Raw genomic sequence first — 24,659 nt, forward strand, 5'->3', positions numbered from 1 at the left:
GCATGGACTGGTCCGCCTGGTTCGCCGCACCCGACTACTGGCTGAGCCGCCTGCTCGTCCAACGTCTGCTCGCCGTCCTCTACCTGATCGGATTCCTCGCCGCCGCCGCCCAGTTCCGCGCCCTCATCGGCGCGGACGGCATGCTCCCCGTGCCGCGCTTCACCGCCCGCGTCCCCTTCCGGCAGTCGCCGAGCCTCTTCCACGCCCACTACAGCGACCGCTTCTTCGCCGCCGTCTCCTGGAGCGGCGCCGCACTCTCCGCCGCCGTGGCCGCCGGACTCGGCGACGCCGTCCCCCTCGGGGCGTCGATCGCCCTGTGGGCCGTGCTGTGGGCGCTCTACCTCTCCATCGTCAACGTCGGACAGACCTGGTACTCCTTCGGCTGGGAGTCCCTGCTCCTCGAGGCCGGATTCCTCGCCGCCTTCCTCGGCAACGCCGACACCGCCCCGCCCGCCCTCGTGCTGTGGCTGATGCGCTGGCTGGTCTTCCGCGTCGAGTTCGGCGCCGGACTGATCAAACTGCGCGGCGACCGCTGCTGGCGCGACCTGACCTGCCTGCGCTACCACCACGAGACCCAGCCCATGCCCGGCCCGCTGAGCTGGTTCTTCCACCACCTGCCCGCCCCGCTGCACCGCGTCGAGGCCGCCGCCAACCACCTCGTCCAACTCCTCGTCCCGATCGGCCTGTTCCTGCCCCAGCCGGTCGCGAGCTGGGCCGCCTGCGCGATCCTCGCCACCCAGCTGTGGCTCATCGCCTCCGGCAACTTCGCCTGGCTCAACTGGCTGACCGTCGCCCTCGCGCTCGCCGCCGTCGACCCCGCCCGCCTCGGCCTGCCCGTACACCCCCGCACCTACCCGGCCGCCCCGCCCTGGTACGAGGTGCTGGTGGTGGCCCTCACCGCCGCCGTCGCCGTGCTCAGCTACCAGCCCGCCCGCAACCTCCTCTCCCGCCGCCAGGTCATGAACCGCTCCTTCAACCGCCTCCACCTCGTCAACACCTACGGCGCCTTCGGCAGCGTCAACCGCCTGCGCCAGGAGATCCTCGTCGAGGGCACCGACGAGGCCGTGCTCACCCCGCACACCGTCTGGCGCGCCTACGAGTTCAAGGGCAAGCCCGGCGACGTGCGCCGCCTGCCCCGTCAGTACGCCCCCTACCACCTGCGGCTGGACTGGCTCATGTGGTTCGCGGGCATCTCGCCCGCCTACGCCCGCCCCTGGTTCCTGCCCTTCGTCGCCCGCCTGCTCGCCGGGGACCGGGACACCCTGCGGCTGCTGCGCCACAACCCCTTCCCCGACACCCCGCCGACCCACGTCCGGGCGACCCTCCACCTCTACCGGTTCACCACATGGCGCGAACTGCGCGAAACCGGCGCCTGGTGGCACCGCACGGCGCTGCACGAGTACCTCACGCCCGTCGACCTGCACGCCCTCGGCCGCGCCGGATACCGCCCACCCCTCGGCCGCCCCGCACGGCCCGTACCGCCGGTGCCGCCGGTGTCGTCCGTGCGCAAGGTGCCCCTGGACGGACTGCGGCGGCGGCCCGGACACCCACCCCACCCGGGGCGGCGCCACCCGGACGGACCCACCGACCACCCGCACGGACCAACGCCCCACCACCCGGACGGACCTCCCGGGTAGCGGCCAGGCGGGCGGTACGGCACGCCACACCGGCCCCATGGCGGGTGGGTGCGTGCAAGGCTCGAACGGGCACCCGTATTCTGGGCGTCCACACCCGGCGGCCCGACCGCGCACCCCCCGGCCCCGCCCAGGGGCAGCCCGCGCGAACGGTCCGCCGCCCCCTCGCCGCCAGCCCCGCCGTCGTCGCCCAGAACCGGACCTCACATGACAGTGCTTCACTCGCGCAACGCCGACGCCGCCGACCCGGCGGACGTCGCCGCCGCCGACGCCGCCGCAGACGTCAAGGACTCCCAGGACGCCGCCGAGCCCGACCTCCGCGAGGACCTCGGTCGCTACGCCGAACTCGGAGCCTTCACGCTCAGCGCCGACACCCACGCCTGGTACGCGGCCGTCGACACCGTCGCCACCCCCGAGGACGCCCGCGCCGCCTCCACCGTCCTCGCCGAACTGCGCGGCCGTGACCTCCAGCAGCTCTGGGAGACCGTCACCGCCCTCGTCGCCGAGGTCAAGATCGACGAGCCGGCCACCGTCGCCACGACCGCGGCCCTCGTCGAGACCCTCCAGCGGGTGCGCACCACCTCCGCCACCCTCACCCCCGCCGCGTACGACACCGACCTGGGCCCCCTCGTCGCCGCCACCGCCGACAGCGCCTGGCGCAAGGAGCGGGACGTCAAGCTCTCCTGGCTGCGCGGCCGTTCGCTGCGCAAGCAGGCCGCCGCCCTCGCCCACGACCGCCGCATCCGCCGCGAGGACCTGCACGAGGCCCTCGCCTCCGCGCTCGTCGAGCGCCGCGCCTGGGCCCTCCTCGCCCCCGCAGGCACCCTCCCCGCGGTGCCCGCGGACGGCGCCCTGGTCGACACCACGGCCCAGGCGTTCGAGGCCCTCGGCGCGGGCATCGCCGAACTCGCCCGCCTCCTGCCCGGCCACGACCTCGACGGGATCGCCTTCGCCGACCTCATCGAGCTCGTCGAGCGCCTGGCCGCCGACGAGGGCACCCTCTACCGCCTGCCCACCATCCGGGGCCTGCGCGCCACCCTGGAGGAGGCGGGCCTCGGCGACCTCCTCGCCGAACTCACCGCCGCCCGCGCCGACCGCCGCGCCGCCGAAGCCGCGTACGCGGCGCGGCAGGCGCTCGCGGGTGGGCAGCGCGACGGGCTGGCGGAGGCTGAGCCGGTGGTCGAGGCGGAGGTCGAGGCCGAGGTCGAGGCCGCGGCTGACGCGGAGGCCGCCGCGCGGCAGGCGCTCGCGGGTGGGCAGCGGGACGGGCAGGCTGAGGCTGAGACGGTGGTCGAGGCCGAGGCCGAGGCCGATGTCGCCGCCGCCGACGTTGACGTCGAGGCGGAGGCTGACGCCGAGCTGACGGAGAAGACTCCGGCGGAGCCCGAGGCTGAGGCCGTCGACACCGTCGAGGCTGAGCGTGAGCCTGAGGCGACCGCGACCGAGGAGACGGACGCCGTCGACGACGAGCCGCTCGCGGAGATCGAGACCGAGACCGAGATCGAGATCGAGGAGACCCCGGCCGCTTCGGTCTCCCTCCCGGCGCCGTCCCCGGCAGCCGACGACCTGGTGGCCGCCGCCGTCACCGCCGCCACGGCGGAGACCGTTGTGGTGGACGAGGAGCCCGCCGCTCCGGTCGAGATCGAGCCCGAGGCTGAGGTCGAGACCGAGCCCGAGGCCGTCGAGGTCGAGGCCGTTGCCGAGGTCGTGACGGAGGAGCCGGAGGCGCCCGCCGCCGTCGAGACCGAGCTGGAGGCCGCCGGGACCGAGGTGGAGCCGGAGGCCGTCGAGGAGCCGACTGCCCAGCCCGAGGCCGCTGTTGAGGTCGAGGAGCCGACTGCCGCGCCGGAGCCGGTGGTTGAGGCCGAGCCGGTGGCCGAGGAGGTCGAGGCCCCCGTCGAGGAGGCTGCTGAGGTCGAGGCCGAGGCCGTCGAGGAAGCCCCCGCCACCGAGGCGACGCCCGCCGAGGATGCCGGTGCCCGGTCCGCGAAGCCGGACTTCACCCCCGGTCGCCCCGTGACCGCCTACTCCGCCGAGGAACTGCTCGCCATCGTCCGCTGGATCGACGGCGACGGCGTCGAGCGCACCGACGAGGAGCTTCTGCGCGCCGGCATGAAGGAGCTGGGCTTCGCCCGCCTGGGCCCGCGCATCAAGGAGGCGCTGGGCGCCGCCGTCACCGCCGCGCGCGGCTGACGGCAGTCCGGGCGGCAGCGACGCCGAGGGGCCCGGGACGCGATCATCGCGTCCCGGGCCCCGTCGCATTCGAGCGTGGTGGCTGCCTCAGCCGGCCTTGTTCCAGGGCTGGCTGGACATCAGCGCCTTCACGTTGGCCACGTACGACGGGTTCGGGATGACCAGGCTGCCGACGACCTGGCCCGAGGTCGGGTCGGTCACCGTGTTGTAGTGCACGTTCCCCGCGCCCGCGTTGTACGCGGAGATGACCAGGTCGAGCAGCGGCGTCTTGCCGGACGCGTCGGCGGAGAGGTCGTACGTGCCGCCGAAGGAGGAGTCGCCGTAGTAGGCGACCAGCCAGTCCAGCAGTTGGCTGCCGAGCTGGACGTTCCCGGAGAGCGTCTTCGGGTCGGACTTCGTCGCGAACTTGGTGTTCATCCAGTCGACGGTGTTCGGCATGATCTGCATCGTGCCGATCCCGCCGTCGCAGGCGAGGATGCCGGACTGCCAGCCGCTCTCCTGCCAGGCGATGGCCTTGACGAGGTTGGTGGGCAGCGGCGGGAGCTTGTCGGTGCCGCCGTTGCTGAGGTTGAGCGTGCGGGACTGTCCGGCGGCCGAGGTGAGTGCCGCCCCCACGGCCTCCTTCGGCTCGTCGGGCTGCGGGTGGCTGGGCTTGCAGCTGCTCTGCAGCGGCGGCACGTGCGGGGTGGCCGGTGCGGGCGGCGGCGGGGGCGCGACCGGGCCGGGCTTGGCGACCGGGACGGGCGCCGCGATGGCGGGCTTGGCGACGGGCGGCTGGGTGGCCGGGCCGCCCGGCTTGGCGTTGCCGGGCTGGGCGCTCGCGCCGGCCTTCGCGGAGGTGCTGGTGCTCGCGCTCGGGGTGGGCGTGGCGCTCGGCGTGGCCGAGGCGGTGGCGCTCGCCGTCGCGCTCGGGCTGGCGGTCGGCGAGGGCGTCCCGGCGGCGGTGGTGGTGCTGGCCGCGGCGTCCTGGTGGGTGTCCGAACCCTTGCTGCCACAGCCGGTCAGGACGGCCGTCGACACGGCCACGGCCGACACCAGGACGAGAGCTCGTCTGGCGGTGGTGCTCGTGTTCACGTTCAACTGCGCGTTCCCCCCACTCGTCCACCGGCGGGCCCGGTGAATGGCGGTCATCCTACGATGTGCCCGAACCGTCCCGTGCGAACGGGTGGCCGGTCGCCCTCGCGATCGCCCGGGCCAGCACCTCGGGAGCGGACACCAGGGACGGCCCGTACCAGGTCAGGTGCCGCCCGCTGACCAGCGCGACCGGCGTCCCGGGGAACGCCTCCGGCCCGTCCTCGGCGGTGAAGCGGTACGGCTCGTCCGGCAGCACCACCAACTCCGGCCCGTCCAGCTTCAGTTGCGGCAGCGCAATGGTCGGGTAGCGCTCGGCGTGGTCCGCGTGGACCAGGTGCAGGCCCAGGCGGCGCAGCAGGTCACCGGCGAAGGTGTCGCGGCCGATCACCATCCACGGGCGGCGCCAGATCGGCACGACGGTCCGCAGGGCCCGCGGCACGGGGACGATCCGCCGCCACGACGCCTCGGCCTCGTCGAGCCAGGACGGGCGCGGCTGGGCGCAGGCGAGGGTCAGCATCCGGTCCAGCGAGCGGAACGCGCCGTCCAGGGTGCGCACATCGGTGACCCAGACCGGCACCCCGGCCGCGCGCAGCGCCTCCAGGTCCGGGCGGCGGTTCTCCTCGTCGTTGGCGAGGACGAGGTCGGGCTCGAGGGCGAGGATCGCTGGCACGTCCGGGTTCTTCGTTCCGCCGATCCGGGCCACGGCCAGGTCGGCGGGGTGACTGCACCAGTTCGTGGCGCCGACCAGCAGGCCGGGGGCGGTGGCGGCGAGCGCCTCGGTCAGGGAGGGGACCAGCGAGACCACCCGGCGCGGCGGGCGCGGCCCGAGCGGAACGGGCAGGTCGAGGTCGTCGCGCAGCACGGTGGGGTCGGCCATCCGGCCACCCTATGCGCGCACGGCCCACCGGGAGAGCCCGGGACGCCTGGGAAGCCCTGGGAAGCCCGGGAAAGCCGGAGGATCTCCGGGAACCCGCCCGCCCCCGCGCCCGACTACCTGGTCCGGGCCCGCAGCACGGGCCCCGTACCGACACCGACCAGGAGAGCCGCCATGCGCCCCCGCGTTCGCCGCCCACTTACCCGTCCGAGCACCCGTCAGGCGGTCGCCTCCGGCCTGGCGGCCGCCGTCGCCCTGCTCGCCACCGCTTGCGCGGGCGGCGGCGGCGCGAGCGGCGGCAGCGCCGGGTCGGGCGCGAGCATCACCGCCGTCGCCGACGGCTTCCCCGTCAAGGTCGCCGACTGCGCGGGCAAGGAGACGACCGTCGCCAAGGCGCCGACGAGGATCGTCACCAGCAACGCCTCCAGCCTCGAGATGCTGCTGCGCCTCGGCGCCGGCGACCGGGTGATCGGCACCGGCTTCCCGCCCGGCAAGGGCACCCTGCCCGCCGAGGTCGCCGAACAGGGCGCCAAGGTCCCGGTGTTGGGCGACAAGGCCATCCCCAAGGAGAAGCTGCTCGGCTCCGGCGCCGACCTCTACGTCGACACCTTCGGCGCCATGCCGATGATGGGCGGCGCCGCCGGGCCCAGCGAGGAGGAGTACGCGGCGGCCGGCATCCAGCACGTCTACCTGCTCTCCACCGCCTGCGCCGGCACCCCGAAGGCCGCCAAGGGGCCCCGCACCGACCTCTCCGGCGTCGAGGAGGACATCCGCCGCCTCGGCGCCGTCACCGGCACCTCCGCCCGCGCCGAGGAACTCGTCACCGGCATGGAACGGCGCACCGGCGAGGTCCGCAGCGCGCTCGCCGGGGTGCCCGCGGAGCAGCGGCCCAGCTACTTCCTCTTCGACTTCGACGGCGGCACCAAGCAGCCCGTCACGGTCTGCGGGCGCCAGGTCGCCAACGCGGTCATCACCCTCGCCGGCGCGCGCAACGTGTTCGCCGACTGCGACGCCGACTTCAAGCCCGGCAGCTGGGAGGACGTCGTCGCCAAGAACCCGGACTGGATACAGCTCGCCGTCCGCAACCGGGGCAGCGAGGAGGCCACCCGCAAGGCGTACGACGAGGCCGAGGCGTTCCTGCGCGGCTTCCCCGCCACCCAGGGGCTCAAGGCCGTCCAGCAGGGCCACTTCATCCGGCTCGGCTCCGAGGCCACCACCATCGCGGGCGTGCGCAACGCCGACGCCGTCCGGCAGATCGCCGCCGCCCTGCACCCCGACCTCGTCAAGAGCGGTCAGTAGAAGGTGACTTCGACCACCGTCCCGTCGGCGCGGGACACCGCCCGCCCGGCCCGCACCCTGCGGGCCGGGCCGCTGGCCCTCGCCCTCGCCGCCGCCCTGACGCTCGCCCTCACCGCCGCCGTCAGCCTCGGCGCCGTCGACATCCCGCCCGCCGAGGTGTGGTCCGTCATCGCCCGCCGCCTCACCGGACAGGCCCCCGAACCCGGCACCCGCGACCTCATCGTCTGGCAACTGCGCGTACCCCGCGCCCTGTTGGCCGCCCTCGTCGGCGCCGGACTCGGCCTCGTCGGCACCGCCGTCCAGGCCCTCGTCCGCAACCCGCTCGCCGACCCCTACCTCCTCGGCGTCTCCTCCGGCGCCTCCCTCGGCGCCGTCGCCGCGATCGTCCTCGGCACCACCCTCGGCCTGCAACTCTCCTTCGGCAGCGCCCTCGGCCTCACCGTCTCCCTCGCCGCCTTCGCCGGCGCCCTCGGCGCGTTCACCCTCGTCTGGCTGGTCGCCCGGCGCGGCGGAGGCTTCAACCCGCTGCGCCTGGTCCTCGCGGGCATCGGCATCGCCCAGTTCCTCGGCGGCCTCACCAGCTACCTCGTCCTCCAGACCCGCGACGAACAGCAGACCAGAGGCGTCCTGTTCTGGCTCATGGGCAGCCTCGGCGGCGCCGTCTGGGCCCAACTCGCCGTCCCCGCCGTCGCGGTGGCACTCGGTCTCGGCCTCCTCCAGGCCCGCGCCCGGGGCCTCAACGCCGCCCTCATGGGCGACGAGACCGCCGCCGGACTCGGCGTGGACGTCACCCGGCTGCGCCGCGAGGTCTTCGTCGTCACCAGCGTCCTCACCGGTGTACTCGTCGCCGTCTCCGGAGCGATCGGCTTCGTCGGCCTGATGGTGCCGCACGTGTGCCGGCTGCTCGTCGGCGGCGACCACCGGCGCCTGCTGCCCCTGTCCGCCCTCACCGGCGCCCTCCTGCTCGTCGTCGTCGACACGGCCGCCCGCACCGTCCTCGACGGCCAGGAACTGCCCATCGGCGTCGTCACCGCCGTCCTCGGCGCCCCCACCCTGCTCTACCTGCTCGACCGACGACTGGAGCGCGCGTGAGGATCGCCCTCGAGGACCTGAGCGTCACCCTGGCCGGACGCCGGGTCGTCGCCGGAGTGCACCTCGTCGCCGAGGAGGGCGAGATCGCCGGACTCGTCGGACCCAACGGCAGCGGCAAGTCCAGCCTGCTGCGCACCGTCTACCGGCACCTGCGGCCCAGCGCCGGACGCGTCCTGCTCGACGGGCGCGACCTCGCCGGGCTGCGCCCCGCGCAGTCCGCCCGGCACATCGCCGCACTGCCACAGGAACGCGGCGGGGACTTCGAGTTGAGCGTGCGCGAGGTCGTCGCGATGGGACGCACCCCTTACAAGGGCGCCTTCGCCGCCGACGACGCCGAGGACCGCGCCGTCACCGCCGAGGCACTGGAACGCGTCGGCCTGACGGCGGCCGCCGACCGCCGCTTCGCCCGGCTCTCCGGCGGTGAACGGCAACGGGCCCTGCTCGCCCGGGCCCTCGCCCAGCAGCCGGACGTGCTCGTCCTGGACGAGCCGACCAACCACCTCGACGTCCGCCACCAGGTCGAACTCCTCGCCCTGCTGCGGCAGCAGCGCCGCACCACCCTGGTCGCCCTGCACGACCTCAACGCGGCCGCCTCCGTCTGCGACCGGCTCCACGTGCTGCACGAGGGGGCGCTGGTCGCCTCCGGGGCGCCGCGCGAGGTCCTGACGGCGGAGCTGCTCGCCGAGGTCTTCGGCGTCCGGGCGGCCGTGGTCGAACACCCGCTCACCGGTGACCCGTTGATCGCCTTCGACCACCGCACCCCGGCCACCGCTCCGGCCACCGACCCGGCCACCGCTCCGGTGCGGCAGTGCGGCGGCGTCGCGCTCTGACGGGCTCGGTTCTGGTTCCGGTGGGGCGGCGGGTGAACGGTTCTCGTTCGCCCGGCGCCCCTTTCGTGTGGCCGTATTCGACTCAGAGCTCGGCTCGGAACTCAGCTCGGAACTCAGCTCAGGATTTAGTTCAGAATTCAGTTCGGAGCGCCTCGAAGTGGCTCGGCCGTCCCTCGCGCAGTACCGGGCGGCCGAGTCGGGCCGCAGTCTCACTGCGCAGCAACTCCCAGCTGTCGTCCGGGCGGTGCAGGGCGGACGAGTGCCACGGGGTGGTCCAGGCGTCGGCCGCCGCGAGCAGGCGGATGCCGAACTTCGGGGCGCCCACCGGCTGCGGGTGGATCGACAGCCGTACGGCGCCCGGGTGCCGCTCGGCGATCAACTCGCCCCAGGCGCGGCTGCGTTGGATCACCCCGTAGGCGCGGCGGCGGCAGTCGCGCTGCAGGGCGGAGCGGGTGCCGGTGAAGCCGGCGGTGTCCTCGACCAGGAAGCGGGTGATGCCGAGGTAGAGCCGCCTGGTCTCCTCGTCGCCCACCACCTGCTCGCGCAGCCGCTCCAGGCTCGGGGCGTAACGGGCGTGCACCCGGGCGCGCTTGTCCTCGTGGGGGAGGTCGCCGAGGACCTCGCGCAGGTCGAAGGTGGCCAGGTGGCCGAGCCCCTCGCGGCGGATCATGGCGGCCAACTCGTCGGAGTAGGCGTCGATGTGGTCGTCCGGGACGCCGATCAGGTCGCCGAAGACGTGGCCGTCCGAGCAGATCAGCAGCCGGGCGCCGGGGGAGTGGAGGCGGCCGATCGCGGCGCAGAGCCCGTCGAGGAAGGTCAGCGAGAGGCGCTCGCCCTCGTCGGGCAGGTGGCCCAGGACCTTGGCCGGGTTGGGGGACTTGCAGGGGAAGCCGGGCAGGGTGAGGAGGATCGGCTCGCCGGCGCGGACGAAGGCGGCGATCCGCGCGAGCTGCAGCGGGAAGTGCTCGGGACGGGCCTGCGCCCCGGGGTCACTGGCGCGCCGGTGGGGCAGCAGCAGGGCGAGGACGCGGGCGGCGAGGCGCATCGGCTCGTCGGGGCGGTCGGCGGGGTCGGGGCGGGCGGGGATCGCGTCGGGGCGGGTCGGGGCCGGGGGGGTCGGGGCGGTGGCGAGGGGCATGGTGTGTGGGGTCCTTCGGGATGGTCTTTACGGGAGGGGGCTGTCGGCGTCAGCGGCGCCGGTCGTACGCGACGGGGAGCCGGTCGACACCCCGCGCCAGGACGGCGGGGATCCAGGTGAGGTCGTCCAGCCCGTCGCCGGGTTCGGCCGAGGGGCGCAAGCCGGGCAGGCGGGTGAGCAGGGTGGCGACGGCGATCTGGAGTTCGGCCCGGGCGAGGGCCGCGCCCGGGCAGTAGTGGATGCCGTGGCCGAAGGCCAGATGGGCGTTGGGGGTGCGGTCGAGGTCGAGCCGGTCGGCGTCGGGGAACCGGGTCTCGTCGCGGTTGGCGGCGCAGAGCGAGACGATCACCGAGTCCCCGGCGGGGACGGTGGTGCCGAACAGGTCGGAGTCCTCGGCGAAGAACCGCCAGGTGGTGAGCTCGAACGCGGCGTCGTGGCGCAGCAGTTCCTCCACCGCCCGGGCGAGCGCGCCGTCGCCGCCGTCCGGCCCGTTTTCCAACCGCTGGCGCAGGCTCGCGAGTTGGGCGGGGTGGCGCAGCAAAGTGACCAGCATGGTGGTGATCTGGTTGGTGACCGGCTCCTGGCCCGCGACCAGCAGCTGGAAGACCATCGAGTCGAGCTCGGCGCGGCTCAACTCGCCTTCGTCGTGGGCCTCGACGAGTCGGCCGAGCAGGTCCTCACCGGCCGTCCAGCCGGGTTCGGCGCGGTCGGCGCGGTCGATGCGGTCGGCGCGCTTGCGGGCGACCACCTCGGCGATGTACGTCTGAAGGCCCCGCAGCCGCGCCTCGTACGCGGGCCGGGCGGGGTCGTTCGGGCCGACCGGCTGGACGACCTTGCCCCAGTCGCGGTCGAAGCGCGCCGCCAACCCGGCGGGCAGGCCGATGACTTCGGCGAGCACCCGGAAGGGGTAGTGGGCGGCGAACCCGGCGACCAGGTCGGCGCCGCCGTCGGCGGGCAGGGCGTCCACCAGCTCGTCCGCGAGACGCTGCAGTCGCGGTCGCAGGGCCTCCACCCGGCGCGGGGCGAAGGCGTCCAGCACGAGGCGGCGCATGGACGTGTGCTTGGGCGGGTCCTGGTGCAGGAGGTGGACCTGCAGTTCGGAGTGCTGCGGCTCGGGCATGATCGACGCCAGCGCGCGCCAGTTCGCGTTCCCCAGCGCGTGGTTCTTGCCCAGGCGCGGGTCGTTGAGGGCCGCGTGGGCGGCCTGGTGGCCGGTGACCAGCCAGGCGTGGATGCCGCTGGGGAACTCCACCCGGTGCACGGGACCGGCCTCGCGCAGCCGCCGGTAGAGCGGGTACGGGTCGCGCTTGTACTCCGCACCGTACAGCGGCACGGGATCGGCGCCGCCGCCGGTGTACGGGCAGCGCGGGGCCTGGGCGGGATGGTCGTGCATGGGGGTGCTCCTCCGGTACGCGGGGGGTCGGGGCGGGTCAGGTGGTCAGGTGGTCAGGTGGTCAGGGGCGGGCGCCGGGCGAGCAGCGCGACGGCCGTGGCGGCGAGCAGGGCGGCGAGGGCCAGGCCCGTACGGGCGGTGGCGGCCGCCGCCGTCGCCGTGGCGAGGGCGGGGCCGAGGGCGAACCCGAGGCTGCGGCACAGCTGGACGGCGGAACCGGCGGTGGCCAGGCGCCCCGGCGGCGCGGCGGACATCGCCAGCGCCTGGGTGGGGCCGCCGTTGAGTCCCATCCCGGCGCCGGCCAGAGCGAGCCGCCAGGCGATCTGCGGGCCGTCCCAGCCGGGGTCCAGCGGCACGAGCAGGGCCAGCCCGAGGGCGGTGACGGCGGCGCCGGTGAGCGCCGTCGGTCGGGCGCCCCAGCGGTCGGCCAGCCGCCCGCCGACCCGTCCGGCCAGCACCATGCCGAGCGGGAAGGCCAGCATGGTCAGCGCGGTGGCGGTCGCGCTCTCACCACGCGGGCCGCGCAGCTGCTGGGCCAGGAGGTAGTGGCAGGCGGCGAATCCGGCGGCGAGACAGAGTACGGAGGCGTCGGTCGCGGCCGTCCCGCCCGTGTGCAGCAGCTGCGCGAGCGGCCGCCCGCCGGGGCGGCGCAGCCACAGGAGGACCAGCGGTGCGGCGGGCAGCGCGAGCAGCAGCCACTGCGGCGCCCTCGGGGCGAGGGTGAGGCCGAGCAGTACGGCGGCGACGGCGGCGCCGATCAGCGCCGCGTCGCCGAGCGAGTCGCGCCCGGGCGCGCGCAGCCGTCCGTTCCCAGGGGCGTGGCGGTGGACGATCAGGGCGGCGGCCAGGCAGACGGGCAGCTTGACGAGGAAGACCGCCCGCCAGCCGAAGTGGTCGAGCAGCAGCCCGCCGACGACCGGCCCGGTGACGGCGCCGAGCGGCCCGAGGGTCGCGGGCACGCTCATCGCCCGGCCGCGCAGCTCGGGCCGGACGGAGGTGGCGGCGAGCACCGGCATCAGGACGAACAGCACGGCGGCGAAGGCCCCTTGGGCCAGCCGGGCGGCGATCAGCCACCAGGCCCAGGGGGCGATCGCCGCGAGCGCGCTGCACGCGGCGAACCCGGTCACGGCCGGCAGCAGCGCGGGCCTGGTGCCCACCCGGTCGAGCCACCGCCCGGCGGGCAGCAGCAGGGCGACGAGCGGGAGTTGGTAGCCGAGCGCGGCCCACTGGGCGAGGCCGGCGGAGACGTGCAGGCCCGTGGCGATGTCGGTGAGCGCGAGGTTGACCACGTTCATGTCGAGCATCGCGACGAAGGAGAGCAGGCCGGCGGCGACGACCAGGATCCAGCGGTCCGGCTCGGGGGCGATCTGACGGTTCGTCAGATCGGTGGGTATCGGATGCTGCGGAGCCGTCATGGAGCCCTCCGTTCGGATGCCGCTTCGGACCTGGGCGCCGCCTCGGCGGCGGGGTCCGGTACAGCAGTCGGGGGAGGGGCGGCCCGGGTTCCGAACAGGTGACGGATTTCTGCCCGGGCCGACGGCGAACAGATGTCAGCGAACGCCTTTCAGATGACAGCGAACAGATGACAGCTGGCATCAGCTGTCATCTGTTCGCTGAAATCCGTCCGCCGCCGACCGTCCGCCGCACCCCGGTTCGGCAGCCCGGCTCAGCAGGCCGCCGCGAACTCCCCGCGCTCGGCGGCGCGCAGCCGGGCGACCAGTTCCTCCCGTGCCCGCGCCACCCGGGAGCGGACGGTCCCGACCGGGCACCCGGCCACGGCGGCGGCCTCCGCGTAGCTGAGGCCGAGCACCTGCGTGAGCACGAACGCCTCCCGGCGCTGGGCGGGCACCCGGTCGAGCAGGTCGTCGAGGGCGACCCCGTCCTCGAACCCGGCGGCCGGCGCGGCCCCCGCGCCCTGACGCTCCGCCGCCTCCTGCCAGTCCGGCAGCACGGCGAGGCGTGGTCGGGCCGCCGCCGTGCGGTAGCGGTCGACCACCGTGCGCCGCGCGATCGACAGCAGCCAGGTGCGCGCCGAGGAGCGGCCCGCGAACGAGGGCAGGCCGCGCAGTGCGCGCAGGAAGGTCTCCTGGGCGAGGTCGTCGGCGGACTGGACGTCGGTGAGGTGGGCGACGAACCGCCACACGTCCCGCTGGGTGGCCCGGACGAACGCCTCGACGTCGGCGGCCCGCCCGCCACGGGCGCTCAGCGCGAGCGCGGTGAGCTGGTCGTCATCCACGGTCGCCTCCCACCCGGCCGGTCCGAACGCGGCCGCCGTGCGGGACGATGGTCAGATGAGATGCGCGCAGTTCCGTACCGCCCTGTCCGCTCGCCTCGACGGCGAGCCGACCGGTCTGCCGGAGCCCCGGCTGGACAAGCACCTCGCGCGCTGCCCCGGCTGTCGCACCTGGCAGGAGGAGGCCGAGCGGCTGCGCGTCCGTACGGCCGCCACCGCTGCGGGCACGGCCGACGGTCCGGACGAGCGGTGGACGGCCGGACTGCTGGCCCGGCTGGCCGACGAGCCGGCAGAAGAAGGCAGGGAGAAGTAGGGCGCCGGCCGGAGCCGGTGCGCCGTGATGGTCAGACATGTGAAGGTCCCGAGGGGAGGGCTGGCTGCGGCGCCGCCACACGGCGACACCGTCGGCATCCAGGGGCACGCGCCACCGCGCCTCCCGTGAAGGGACGGCCGACGGCGGAGCCCGGGCCCGGTCACCACGGCGGCGCGGGAACGGCGCGGCCGGGCGACGGGGCGACCTGCCCGCCACGGGTGAAGGCTCGGAGGTGAAGGAGCGGCGGCGGGCGCGTCAGCAGGCGAGGGCGAGCGCCGGCGGCCCGCGCCGGACCACGGCGTGCGTGAGCAGCACCGAACGCGCAGGCCGCACCGACCGGTCGGCGGGCCGGGGCGCAGTCGGCGGCCGGTAGCCGAACGGGCGCAGGCGCAGCGCCAGCAGCGGAAGCACCACCGCCCCCGCGACCACGGCACCGAGCGCGCCGAACAGCTCGAAGAGCCGCACCAGCGCGGCGTCCCCGCGCCACAGCAGCAGCGCACAGGCCAGCGCCGCCACCACGTGGGCGGCGAGCATCCCCGCCGACATGCCGTGCGCCATGCCGCCCGACGGACCACCCGACAGGCCGTGCGCCGACGACATCCCGTGCCGCATCCCCGACATCCCCGGCATGCCCGACAGCCCCGGCATGCCCGCCATCGCGTGGTGCATCCCCGCAGCGCCGTGCGGAGCCACCGAGGCCGGCGGCGCGACGCCGGGGTCGAGCCCGGCCATCCGTGCCAGCTCGACGGGGGAGAGCCCGCCCGGCAGCCGGTCGGGGTTGCACAGCAGAAGCGCGGCCCAGTCGGTGCCCCCGCCTCCGCCTCCGCTCCCGCCGGAGCCGGAGGACCCGGCACGCTGGAAGAGCAGGTGCAGCGCGCTCTGCGCCACGACCATCCAGACGCTGATCACCGCGAGCCCCCGCCGCTTCCCGGCCAGCAGCCAGGTCGGCAGGAGGACGGCCCCGGCCGCACCGGCCAGCACCGGCGCCGTGACCCCGGCCCCGCCCATGGCGACGTGCGCGGCGGCGGCCAGCGCCACGCACAGCGCGGCGAAGACCACGGCGCGCAGCAGGCGTACTCGGTCGGTCATCACGATGGCACTCATCGTCGCACCCGCCCCGCCCGCTGCGCGCCGCACCCTCCGGTGCCGGCTGGTTCCGCTCCGTGAGACCATGCCGCCGCTGCCGGGACCCGGCCGTCAGTGCGCCGGTTCCCACACCGCCTGGTCGTGCGCGAACAGCACCCAGCGCGGGGCCGCCTCCGCGACCCGGTCCAGCCACGCCGGGTACCCGGGCAGCGGGGGCTCGACCCCGTCGAGTGCCGCGCGCCGGGCCAGCACCCCGTGCCCGTACTCGCTCGCGAAGTCGTACGCCTGACCCGCCAGCAGCACCGAGCGTCCGCCCGAGCGCTCGACCAGCAGCGACTGGTGGCCCTGGGAGTGCCCGGGCGTCGGCAGCACCCGCACGCCCGGCCAGATCTCCGCCTCGCCGTCGACCTCGCGGTACTCGGCGCCGGGGAAGTCGACCAGCGCCTCGATGGTGTACCCGCCGCGCCGGGCGACGGCCAGTTCCGTGCTCTGCACCACCACCGGGGTCCCGGCCAATAGCGGGTTGGCGCCGCAGTGGTCGAAGTGCAGGTGGCAGTTGACCACCAGGTCGATGTCGGAGACCGCCACCCCGGCCGCCGCCAGCGCCTCCGGCAGCGGACGGCGGGACGGCCGGTAGTGCGCCTCGGTCTCCGGCTCGCCCGCGCCGATGCCCGTGTCGAACAGCAGCAGGCCCTCGGGGCGCCGCACCAGGTACGCGAGCACCGGCTCCACCCGGGGCTCCGGGCCGCCCACTTCGATGGCCGGCCGGACGAAGTAGCCCAGGTCGAGGCGGCGGATCGGGTGCATCGGCGTCATCCCCTGTTCGTGTTGCCCGGCACGGGCGGCACGGCACTGCTCATGCCCGCCCCATGCCGTCATGTCGTCACATCGTCACGTCGTCGTACGGTCGGGGGTGTTGCGGGTGACGTTCGTGCGCCCCCACCGCGCTCCGGCCGCCCCGGGGTACCCCCGCTCCCCGTGGACGCGCCCCCGCAGGGGCCGCGTCCGCACCCTACCTGTCGACCGTCAGGCCCTCGTCGGCCCGGACCACCTTGACGGCCGGACCGCAGCCGCCGCCGGACGCCCGCCGCCCCGGCCGTGGCGCCCCGGTCGTGCCGCTCCGACCGTGCCGCTCCGACCGTGCCGCCCACGCCTGTGGCGGGCGTTACGGCGACCGCCCGACCCGAGGCGCACAATGCCGTCCATGATCGAACCCTCCGCACCCGCGACCGATCCGTCGTCCACCGACCAGGCCGACCCCGCCCCCCTCGCGGCCTTCGACGGCCCGACCGCCGACGTCTGGACCGCCCTCGGAGGCCCGGCCGACCTCCTGCGACGGGTGAGCTTCCACGGCCCGCAGGGCGGCCTGCCCTCCGGCCTGCCGCTGCGCCGCCTCGCCCGGGCCACGGTGGCCGCCTGCTCCCTCGCCGCCGCCGAACTCGCCGCCCGCCGCGGCGCGGGGCCCGTCCCGGCGGTCCGGGTGGACGAGGGCGCCGTCGCCGCCTCCTTCACCAGCGAGCGCCACCTGACGATCGACGGCCGCAGCCCGGTCGGATTCGCGCCGCTGTCCGGCTTCTGGCGCACCCTCGACGGCTGGGTCCGCACCCACGCCAACTACCCGCACCACCGCGCCCGGCTGCTCGACGTCCTCGGCCTGCCCTCCGACACCGGGCCCGAACGCCTCGCCGAGACCCTCGCCGGGCTGCGCGCCGAGGACGTGCAGGAGCGCGCGTACGCGGCGGGGGCGCTCGCCGTGGCCGTCGCGCCGGTGAGCCCCGCCAGGCACCCCCTGGTCGAGCACCTGCCCGTCGCCGCCTCGAGCCTCGCCCCCGCACCCGTACGACCGCTCGGCGCCGCGCCCGTCGACCGCCCCGCCGCCGGGGTCCGCGTCCTCGACCTCACCCGGGTCATCTCCGGACCGGTCGCCACCCGCACCCTCGCCCTCCTCGGCGCCGACGTCCTGCGGATCGACTCGCCCCGGCTGCCCGAGTCCGACGACGCCCACGCCGACACCGGCTTCGGCAAGCGCTCCACCCGCCTCGACCTCGCCGAGCCCGCCGACCGCGCCGTCTTCGAGGACCTCCTCGCCACCGCCGACGTGGTCGTCAACGCCTACCGCCCCGGCTCCCTCGACGCCCACGGCCTCGCCCCCGAGGCGCTGTTCGCCCGCCGCCCCGACCTGATCCTCTCCCAGATCGACGCCTGGGGCTGGAACGGCCCCTGGGCCGGGCGACGCGGCTTCGACAGCCTCGTCCAGGCCGGCGTCGGCATCGCCGCCCACGAGGCCGGCCCCGACGGCCGCCCCGGCGCCCTGCCCGCCCAGGCCCTCGACCACGGCACCGGCTACCTCGCCGCCGCCGGCATCCTGCGCGCACTCGCCGACCGCGCCGCCGGACGCCCCGGCGGCCGCCACCTGCGCCACTCCTTCGCCGGCACCGCCTCCTGGCTGCTGCACGGCATCGCCCCCGAACAGCCGAGCGCCTCGTACGGCCGGCCCTACGACCCGCAGCCCTGGCTGACCGTCACCGACTCCGCGTACGGGAAGCTGCGCCACGCCCTCCCGCCGATCGGCTACGAGGGCGCCCCTCGCAACTGGTCGCGTCCGCCCGCCCGTTGGGGTAAGGACGAGGCCGTCTGGCTGGGCTGAAAACCGGTGGGCGGTGTCGGCGGCCTCCGACCGCGTCGCCCGTACGACGACGTCCCGGCCCGCCCACGCCGCCGACTTCACCTGGTTCCGGCAGGCCACCCCGGCCCGGCCGACGCCTACTGCCCCACCCACGTCCAGGGCCGCCTCGGGTACGTGCCCGGGCCCTGACCCCCTCTCGTCAGGGGGCCAGGGCCCGGGCACGCGCGGGTAGGGCGTCGCGTCAGACCCCGGACGGGATCCGCTTGGCCCGGCCCCGCACCTGAAGCGCCGTCACGATCTCCACCACCCCGAGGATCAGCAGCCAGCACCCGGCCAGCACGGTCAGCGCGGCGATCGAACCGACCGGCCAGACCATCAGCAGCACACCGGCCAGCGTGTTCGCCACACCCGCGAACGCCTGCCAGCCGCGCGCCGGCATCATCGGGTCGGAGGCCGCGGCGGCGAGCTGGGTGATCCCCCGGAACAGCCACCCGATGCCGATCCACAGCGCCAGCAGCAGCAGCGACTGCACGGCGCTGCGAAAGCACAGCAGGCCCAGCATCACGCAGATCGCGCCGCTGATGAAGGCCATCACCCGCAGCGCCGTGCTCGCGTGGGTGCCGAACGCCGCGACCAACTGCACGACACCGGTCACCAGCAGGTAGAGGCCGAACAGCACACCCACCACCAGCAGGGTCTGCCGCGGCCAGGCGAAGACGATGACCCCCAGGGCGAGCGAGGCGAGCCCGGCGGCCAGCAGCACCTGCCAGGCGGCCCTGGCGAGCCGCCCGAGCGGACCCTGAACCGGGGTGCCTTCGGGCGTGACGATCGGAGAGACCACGGCGGCGAACTCCTCGAGGTGGGAGCGGACAGAGGACGAAACCCAGCCTCATCGCGGCACCGCCCGGCCGCCCGCCGGACTGCTCCGTCCGGGGGACGGCACCCGGGTCGCGCCGCTCGGGAGGTGCTGCCATATCGCTCCGGATGGGCGGTAGGTCTTCTGAACGCCATGTTCCATCCACCGGCGATCGATACCATCCGGTATGACATCCGCAGGGTGGGGGACCCCGCCGGTCGAACCGATCAGCCAGCACTACATCGTGTGCGGGGGCAACGCCCTCGCCCACCGCCTCGTACTGGAGCTCGTCGAGCACTACGAAGTCCCGGTCGTCGTCCTCGTCGCCGACCGCACCCGGGACCACGCGCCCCAGATCGCGCAACTGCCGGGCGTCTCGGCCGTCGTGGAGTACGCCAGCATCACCGAGGAGGCGCTGCGCGCCGTCTCCGTCACCACCGCCCGGGGCCTGGCCCTCGTCGAGGGCCGCGACCAGGAGAACATCCACGCGGCGCTCAGCGCCCAGGGCCACAACCCGGACCTGCGGATCGTCCTGCGGATGTTCAACCAGCGCCTCGGTGAGAACATCGAACGGCTCCTCAAGAACGGCGCAGCGCTCTCCGGTTCGGCCACCGCCGCCCCGGCCTTCGCGGCCGCAGCGCTCGGGCGGCCCAACTCGGTCGAGATCGAGGGGCAGTTCCTCTACGTCGCCTTCGACGAGGCCATCACCTCGGACCGGATCTGCGTGGTCGCCGACCACATCGACCGCCAGGACCTCAGCAAGATCCGCCTCATGCCGGAGGAGCAGGGCGCCTTCAAGGAGTTCCTGGAACTGGCCACCGAGTTCGGGGACGACGGGCCGGTCCGGCGCCCCGGCGGCGGCGCCGGACGGGTGCCGTCTCCACGCGCGGAGGAGGAGCCCGAGGCGGCTGCCGAAGCCGCACCCGATGGCGGCACCGACACCGGCGCCGACGCCGACGCCGACGCGGCTGCCGCTGCCGCTGCCGCTGTCGCGAGCGAGGAGAGCCCCGGCGGAGTGGCCGCGCTCCAGGCGCTGCCGATGGAGCCGAGCGAGGCGATCAGCTGGGTGCAGCGGGTCAAGTGGCGGGCCTTCGACACCCTGCGCTTCCTCACCAGCGCCCGGCTGCGGGTGGTGCTGCTGATCGCCCTCGCCGCCGTGATGCTGGCCTTCGGCCTGCTCTGGTACCTCAACCGGGACTTCGGCTGGACGGTCTACGTCTCGCTGCTCGACCTGGCGGGCGCGGCCCAGCCCGACCAGCTCACCGACGTCGCCAACGGGACGGGCACCGGCGGGCTCCCGCAGCGGATCGCCCAGGTGGTGATCACGCTGTGCGGGATCACCTTCGCGCCGGTCGCCACCGCCATCGCGGTCGAGGTGCTCGGCTCGAAGCGGCGCGGACTGCCGCGCAACCCGGGGGCCGGCACCCGCGACCACGTGATCGTCGTGGGCCTCGGCAACCTCGGCACCCGCATCGCGGAACAGCTGCACGGGCTGGGGGTTCCCGTGGTTGGCGTGGAGCGCGACCCCCAGGCGCGCGGCATCGCGGCCCTGCGGTCGCTGGGCCTTCCGGTCGTGGTGGGCGACGGGCCGTTCGAGGACCAGCTGGGCCGGGCCCGGCTGCGGCACAGCCGGGCGGTGGTCGCCGTCAGCGGCGACGACGCCACCAACGTCGAGGCGGCGCTGGAGGCCCGGCACGGCAACCCGTCCGTACGGGTCGTGGTGCGGCTGTTCGACGACGACTTCGCCCGGCACTTCTACGCCACGCTGGACGACGCGGCCTCCCGCTCGGTCTCCTACCTGGCCGCTCCCGCCTTCGCCGCCGCCCTGATGGGACGTGAGGTGCGCGGGACGCTCTCGGTGTTCCGGCACGCGCTGCTGGTCGCCCAACTGACCGTGGAGGACGGCAGCGGGCTGATCGGCATGAACCGGCACGACCTGGAGGACCCGGGCGGCGTGCGGGTGATCGCCGTCGGCTTCGCCCGCAACCCCCGGCTGAACTGGAAGTTCGCCGACCGCACCCGCCGACTCGGCCCGGGTGACCGGATCGTGGTCGCCGCCACCCGCAGCGGGCTCGCGCGGATCAACACCGCGCTGGTGGAGGAGGCCGACGGTCCTCCTCGGGTGACGAGCGACGGGTGACAGCTGACAGCTGACAGCGAACGAACGACAGCGAACGGATCACAGATTTCACCATCTGAAATCTGTGATCCGTTCGCTGTCCTCTGTGCGCCGTCCGGCGCCCGCCGTCAGCGGTTCTCGAACTTCGGCGCCCGCTTCTCCGCGAACGCCGCCATGCCTTCCTTCTGGTCGGCGGTGGCGAACGCCGCGTGGAAGAGCCGGCGCTCGAAGCGCACACCCTCGGCGAGCGTGGTCTCGAAGGCGCGGTTGACGCTCTCCTTCATCATGATCGCCGCCGGGGCGGACATCGCCGCGACGGTCTCGGCGGTGGCCAGCGCCTCCTCCAGCAGCTGGTCGGCCGGGACGACCCGCGACACCAGGCCGGCCCGCTCGGCCTCCTCGGCGCCCATCATCCGGCCGGTCAGGCACAGCTCCATCGCCTTGGCCTTGCCGATCGCCCGGGTCAGGCGCTGCGAGCCGCCGATGCCGGGGATGACACCGAGCTTGATCTCCGGCTGGCCGAACTTCGCGGTGTCCGCCGCCAGCAGGATGTCGCACAGCATCGCCAGCTCGCAGCCGCCGCCCAGGGCGAACCCGGCCACGGCCGCCACCACGGGCTTGCGCAGCGCGCCGAGCCGGTCCCAGGGGCCCAGCCAGTCGTCCAGGTAGACGTCGGGGAACGCGTTGCCCTGCATCTCCTTGATGTCGGCGCCGGCGGCGAACGCCTTCTCCGAACCGGTGATCACCAGACAGCCGATCTCCGGGTCCCGGTCGAACGCGGTCGCCGCGGCGACGACCTCGTTCATCAGCTGCGTGTTCAGCGCGTTCAGCGCCTTCGGGCGGTTGAGCGTGATCACGCCCACCCGGCCCTTGCGCTCGACCAGGATCGTCTCGTAGGTCTCGGTCTCGGTCATCGCCGTCGACTCCCATTCCGCTGCTCGGCGCCGCACGGGCGCGCCCTGACCACCCGAGGATCTACGACGTGCCCCGCCTCGCGCCAGTCTTGGCATGCGAGACGACGATCACCAGATCACCGGGGCTCGAGGGCGAGGGCCTCGCCGGGCCTCAGGGCCGGGCAGCGTCCAGGCCCAACCCGCCGTCCGGGCGGGGCGCGAAGAAGCGCTCGACGTCCGCGTCCGTCACCTCGGCGAGCGAACCGGGCGACCAGTGCGGATCGCGGTCCTTGTCGATCACCTGGGCGCGGATGCCCTCGACCAGGTCGTGACCCTCCAGGGCGGCGCAGGAGATCCGGTACTCCTGGTCGAGCACCGCCTCCAGCGAGGGGAGTGTACGGGCCCGGCGCAGCGCGGCCAGGGCGGCCTTGACGGCGGTGGGGGAGTTCCCGAGCAGCTGCCCGGCGGCCTCCTTGGCCTCCGCCACACCGGAGTCGAGCAGCCGCTCGGTGATCTCCTCGACGGTGTCTGCCGCGTAACACGCGTCGATCCAGGCGCGCTTGGCGGCGAGCGGGGCCTCGGGCGCGGGTTCGGCGTGCGCGGCGACGGCCTCCCGGACGGCGGCGGCGGGTTCGGCGTCACCGTCCAGGGCGCGGGCCAGCGCGTCGAGCAGCCCGGGCACCCGGGCGGAGGGCACGAAGTGGTCGGCGAAGCCGCACAGCAGCGCGTCGCCGGGGGCCATCGAGGCGGAGGCGAGCCCGAGGTGGGTGCCCAACTCGCCGGGGGCGAGGGCGAGCAGGCGGCTGCCGCCGACGTCCGGGACGAGGCCGATGCGGGTCTCGGGCATGGCGACGGTGGAGCGCTCGGTGACGATCCGCACCGCCCCGTGGGCGGACAGGCCGACGCCGCCGCCCATGGTGATGCCGTCCATGACCGCCAGGTACGGCTTCGGGTAGTGCGCGATCAGGGAGTTGAGCCGGTACTCGTCGCGGAAGAACGCCCGCATGCCGGCCCCGCCGGCCTTGGCGTCCTCGTGCATGGCGCGGATGTCGGCGCCCGCGCAGAGGCCGCGCTCGCCCGCGCCGGTGAGCGCGACGGCGCGCACCCGGTCGTCCTCGGCCCAGGTGTCGAGGGCGGTGCGGACGGCCGTGATCATGCCGTGGGTCAGGGAGTTGAGCGCGCGGGGGCGGTTCAGCACGATCCGTCCGAGCCCGCCGTCCAGGTGGGTCAGGACCTCCGGCGCCTGCTCCGGCTGTGCGCTCATCCGTCCGCTCCCGTCCCTCGGTGGCGGCGGCCGGGCGGCCGCCGCGCTCCACCGTACCGGGGGCGGCGGGCGGGGGTGATCACGGGGACGGCCAGACCTGGAGGGCCAGTTCGGCGGTGCGGGCCAGGTCGTCGGCGGTGGCGCCGTCGCGGGCCTGCTGGGACATGCCCTGGATCACCGTGGCGAAGTAGCGGGCGAGGGCGGACGGGTCGGCGTCCGGGGGGAGTTCGCCGTCCTGCCGGGCGGTGTGCAGCCGGGCCTCGAAGATCCGCAGGTTGGCGTTGCGCAGGTCGCGCAGCCGCGTCTGGACCTCGGCGTCCTGGACGGAGACGTTGGTCGCCGCGCTGATGACCAGGCAGCCGGCCGGGTGGGCCGGGTCCGCGTAGACGGTGGCGGTCTCGCGCAGGAGGCGGAAGAAGGCGGCGCGGGCGGTGGGCTCCTCGGCCAGGGCCGCGCCGAGGAACGACCCGACGGGGGAGTTGCCGTACTCCCGGACGACCTCCTCGAAGAGGGTGCGCTTGTCGCCGAACGCGGCGTACAGGCTGCCGGGGCGGATGCCCATGGCGGCAGTCAGGTCGCTGACGGAGGTGGCCTCGTAGCCGCGTTCCCAGAACAGCAGGGTCGCCGCTGCCAGCGCCTCGGCGCGGTCGAAGGCCGGCGGCCGGCCGCGCCGGGCCGGCTGGGCGGGCCGGGCCTGCTGGGCCGGTTGGGCCGGCAGGTCGGCGGTGGCAGCCGGTGCGGGCGGGGTCGTCGGGCGGGTCTTCTCGGCCATGCCGAAATTTTAGAGCAGTCGCTCAAGAAGTGGGCGGCGCGTGTGCTAGCTTCTTTCTTGAGCGATCACTCAATAAATGAGTGGCGACGCGAACGACGCGAACAGGGAGGGGCAGGCCATGACCGGGCGTGCACTGGAGGGCAGGACGGCGCTGGTCACCGGCGGTAGCCGGGGGATCGGACGGGCCATCGCGGAGCGGCTGGGCCGGGACGGCGCCGTCGTCGCGGTGGGCTACGCGCGGGAGAAGGAGGCGGCCGCCGAGGTGGTCGAGGCCATCCGCGCGGCGGGCGGCCGGGCGTTCGCGCTGCCCGCCGCGCTCGGGTGGCACGGCGACGCCGCCGCGCTCTGGGAGGCGTTCGACGAGCGGATCGGCGAGCACACGCCCACCGGGGGCGTGGACATCATCGTGAACAACGCCGGGATCGGGCGCAGCGCCGACCTCGCGAGCCTGACCGAGGAGGGCTTCGACGAGGTGTTCGCGGTCAACGTCCGCGCGCCGTTCTTCATCGTCAAGCACGGGCTGGCGCGGCTGCGCGACGGCGGCCGGATCATCAACATCTCCAGCGGCCTGGCCCGCATAGCCATGCCGGAGGTCATGGCCTACGGTTCGACGAAGGGCGCGCTCGACACCTTCACGCTCAACCTGGCCAAGGAGCTCGGGCCGCGCGGCATCACCGTCAACTCGGTGGCTCCCGGCATCGTCGACACCGACAACACGAGCTGGCTGCACGGGGACCAGGAGGCCGCCGCCTGGGCCGCCTCGGTCTCCGCGTTCGGCCGCGTCGGGCAGCCGGAGGACATCGCGGGCGTGGTGGCCTTCCTCGCCTCGGACGACGCCCGCTGGGTCTCCGGCCGGGTCGTCGACGCCACCGGCGGGTCGGCGCTGTAGCGAAGGGCGGAAACGGCGAACAGCTCACAGCTGACAGATGATGAAATCCGTCAGCTGTGAGCTGTTCTCTGAAATCTGTCA

At 74.9% G+C, this 24,659-nt stretch carries 21 protein-coding genes; 9 read left to right on the forward strand and 12 right to left on the reverse strand.

Annotated elements, in window-relative coordinates:
- Positions 1-2 precede the first annotated feature (2 nt).
- A complete protein-coding gene (locus tag IH61_RS0103840) occupies positions 3-1,637 on the forward strand; it encodes a lipase maturation factor family protein (RefSeq protein ID WP_078910826.1) in 1,635 nt (544 codons plus the stop codon).
- Positions 1,638-1,841: 204 nt separating this feature from the next.
- Positions 1,842-3,827, forward strand: coding sequence for a hypothetical protein (locus IH61_RS49450; protein ID WP_031064869.1), 1,986 nt, complete (start codon positions 1,842-1,844; stop codon positions 3,825-3,827).
- 87 nt (positions 3,828-3,914) lie between these two features.
- Here IH61_RS49450 and IH61_RS44150 read toward each other — a convergent pair whose 3' ends face one another.
- On the reverse strand, positions 3,915-4,901 hold the full coding sequence (locus IH61_RS44150; RefSeq protein WP_234327022.1) for a lytic transglycosylase domain-containing protein: 987 nt from the start codon (positions 4,899-4,901) through the stop codon (positions 3,915-3,917).
- A 58-nt stretch (positions 4,902-4,959) separates the two neighbouring features.
- Positions 4,960-5,778, reverse strand: a complete 819-nt coding sequence (locus tag IH61_RS0103860; protein ID WP_234327012.1) for a helical backbone metal receptor — start codon at positions 5,776-5,778, stop codon at positions 4,960-4,962.
- Positions 5,779-5,949: 171 nt separating this feature from the next.
- On the opposite strand from IH61_RS0103860, the gene IH61_RS0103865 reads away from it, so the two are divergent.
- The 3 genes from IH61_RS0103865 to IH61_RS0103875 are packed head-to-tail and all read left to right on the forward strand — an operon-like array spanning position 5,950 to position 8,996.
- Complete coding sequence (locus tag IH61_RS0103865; RefSeq protein WP_078910807.1) at positions 5,950-7,074, forward strand: ABC transporter substrate-binding protein; 1,125 nt, start codon at positions 5,950-5,952, stop codon at positions 7,072-7,074.
- A 3-nt stretch (positions 7,075-7,077) separates the two neighbouring features.
- A complete protein-coding gene (locus IH61_RS0103870; RefSeq protein ID WP_031064880.1) occupies positions 7,078-8,166 on the forward strand; it encodes a FecCD family ABC transporter permease in 1,089 nt (362 codons plus the stop codon).
- Complete coding sequence (locus IH61_RS0103875) at positions 8,163-8,996, forward strand: ABC transporter ATP-binding protein (protein WP_031064883.1); 834 nt, start codon at positions 8,163-8,165, stop codon at positions 8,994-8,996. The genes IH61_RS0103870 and IH61_RS0103875 overlap by 4 nt, the downstream gene beginning before the upstream one ends.
- Before the next feature lie 130 nt (positions 8,997-9,126).
- On the opposite strand, the gene IH61_RS0103880 is transcribed toward IH61_RS0103875, so the two are convergent.
- The 4 genes from IH61_RS0103880 to IH61_RS0103895 form a co-directional block, all read right to left on the reverse strand.
- Positions 9,127-10,041, reverse strand: a complete 915-nt coding sequence (locus IH61_RS0103880; protein ID WP_031064885.1) for an L-tyrosine/L-tryptophan isonitrile synthase family protein — start codon at positions 10,039-10,041, stop codon at positions 9,127-9,129.
- 142 nt (positions 10,042-10,183) lie between these two features.
- A complete protein-coding gene (locus IH61_RS0103885; RefSeq protein WP_051836194.1) occupies positions 10,184-11,527 on the reverse strand; it encodes a cytochrome P450 family protein in 1,344 nt (447 codons plus the stop codon).
- Positions 11,528-11,580: 53 nt separating this feature from the next.
- Positions 11,581-12,942, reverse strand: coding sequence for an MFS transporter (locus tag IH61_RS0103890; protein WP_078910809.1), 1,362 nt, complete (start codon positions 12,940-12,942; stop codon positions 11,581-11,583).
- Between the two features lie 251 nt (positions 12,943-13,193).
- On the reverse strand, positions 13,194-13,763 hold the full coding sequence (locus IH61_RS0103895) for a sigma-70 family RNA polymerase sigma factor (protein WP_031064891.1): 570 nt from the start codon (positions 13,761-13,763) through the stop codon (positions 13,194-13,196).
- A 55-nt stretch (positions 13,764-13,818) separates the two neighbouring features.
- Here IH61_RS0103895 and IH61_RS42500 point away from each other — a divergent pair, with 55 nt between their 5' ends.
- On the forward strand, positions 13,819-14,073 hold the full coding sequence (locus IH61_RS42500; RefSeq protein WP_051836195.1) for a zf-HC2 domain-containing protein: 255 nt from the start codon (positions 13,819-13,821) through the stop codon (positions 14,071-14,073).
- A gap of 255 nt (positions 14,074-14,328) precedes the next feature.
- Here the strand turns inward: IH61_RS42500 and IH61_RS0103905 are convergent, their stop codons facing one another.
- Positions 14,329-15,162: a hypothetical protein gene (locus IH61_RS0103905; protein WP_158844631.1), complete on the reverse strand. Its 834-nt coding sequence runs from the start codon at positions 15,160-15,162 to the stop codon at positions 14,329-14,331.
- A gap of 108 nt (positions 15,163-15,270) precedes the next feature.
- On the reverse strand, positions 15,271-15,975 hold the full coding sequence (locus IH61_RS0103910) for an N-acyl homoserine lactonase family protein (protein WP_031064899.1): 705 nt from the start codon (positions 15,973-15,975) through the stop codon (positions 15,271-15,273).
- Between the two features lie 388 nt (positions 15,976-16,363).
- On the opposite strand from IH61_RS0103910, the gene IH61_RS42505 reads away from it, so the two are divergent.
- Positions 16,364-17,806 (forward strand): CoA transferase, encoded by a 1,443-nt coding sequence (locus IH61_RS42505; RefSeq protein WP_051836234.1) that lies wholly within the window; start codon positions 16,364-16,366, stop codon positions 17,804-17,806.
- Between the two features lie 220 nt (positions 17,807-18,026).
- On the opposite strand, the gene IH61_RS0103920 is transcribed toward IH61_RS42505, so the two are convergent.
- Positions 18,027-18,626, reverse strand: coding sequence for an HdeD family acid-resistance protein (locus IH61_RS0103920; RefSeq protein ID WP_031064904.1), 600 nt, complete (start codon positions 18,624-18,626; stop codon positions 18,027-18,029).
- Between the two features lie 202 nt (positions 18,627-18,828).
- On the opposite strand from IH61_RS0103920, the gene IH61_RS40350 reads away from it, so the two are divergent.
- Positions 18,829-20,781: an NAD-binding protein gene (locus IH61_RS40350; RefSeq protein WP_037971572.1), complete on the forward strand. Its 1,953-nt coding sequence runs from the start codon at positions 18,829-18,831 to the stop codon at positions 20,779-20,781.
- A 107-nt stretch (positions 20,782-20,888) separates the two neighbouring features.
- On the opposite strand, the gene IH61_RS0103930 is transcribed toward IH61_RS40350, so the two are convergent.
- The 3 genes from IH61_RS0103930 to IH61_RS0103940 form a co-directional block, all read right to left on the reverse strand.
- Positions 20,889-21,674, reverse strand: a complete 786-nt coding sequence (locus IH61_RS0103930) for an enoyl-CoA hydratase (RefSeq protein WP_031064909.1) — start codon at positions 21,672-21,674, stop codon at positions 20,889-20,891.
- Positions 21,675-21,825: 151 nt separating this feature from the next.
- Positions 21,826-22,917, reverse strand: a complete 1,092-nt coding sequence (locus IH61_RS0103935; RefSeq protein WP_031064912.1) for an enoyl-CoA hydratase/isomerase family protein — start codon at positions 22,915-22,917, stop codon at positions 21,826-21,828.
- Positions 22,918-22,996: 79 nt separating this feature from the next.
- Complete coding sequence (locus IH61_RS0103940; RefSeq protein WP_078910810.1) at positions 22,997-23,689, reverse strand: TetR/AcrR family transcriptional regulator; 693 nt, start codon at positions 23,687-23,689, stop codon at positions 22,997-22,999.
- 118 nt (positions 23,690-23,807) lie between these two features.
- On the opposite strand from IH61_RS0103940, the gene IH61_RS0103945 reads away from it, so the two are divergent.
- Positions 23,808-24,578 carry an SDR family oxidoreductase gene (locus tag IH61_RS0103945; RefSeq protein WP_031064920.1) on the forward strand — a complete coding sequence of 257 codons (771 nt, stop codon included), beginning with the start codon at positions 23,808-23,810 and terminating at the stop codon, positions 24,576-24,578.
- Positions 24,579-24,659: the final 81 nt, after the last annotated feature.

It is taken from the genome of Streptomyces sp. NRRL WC-3742 (assembly GCF_000720635.1).
GTDB lineage: Bacteria > Actinomycetota > Actinomycetes > Streptomycetales > Streptomycetaceae > Kitasatospora.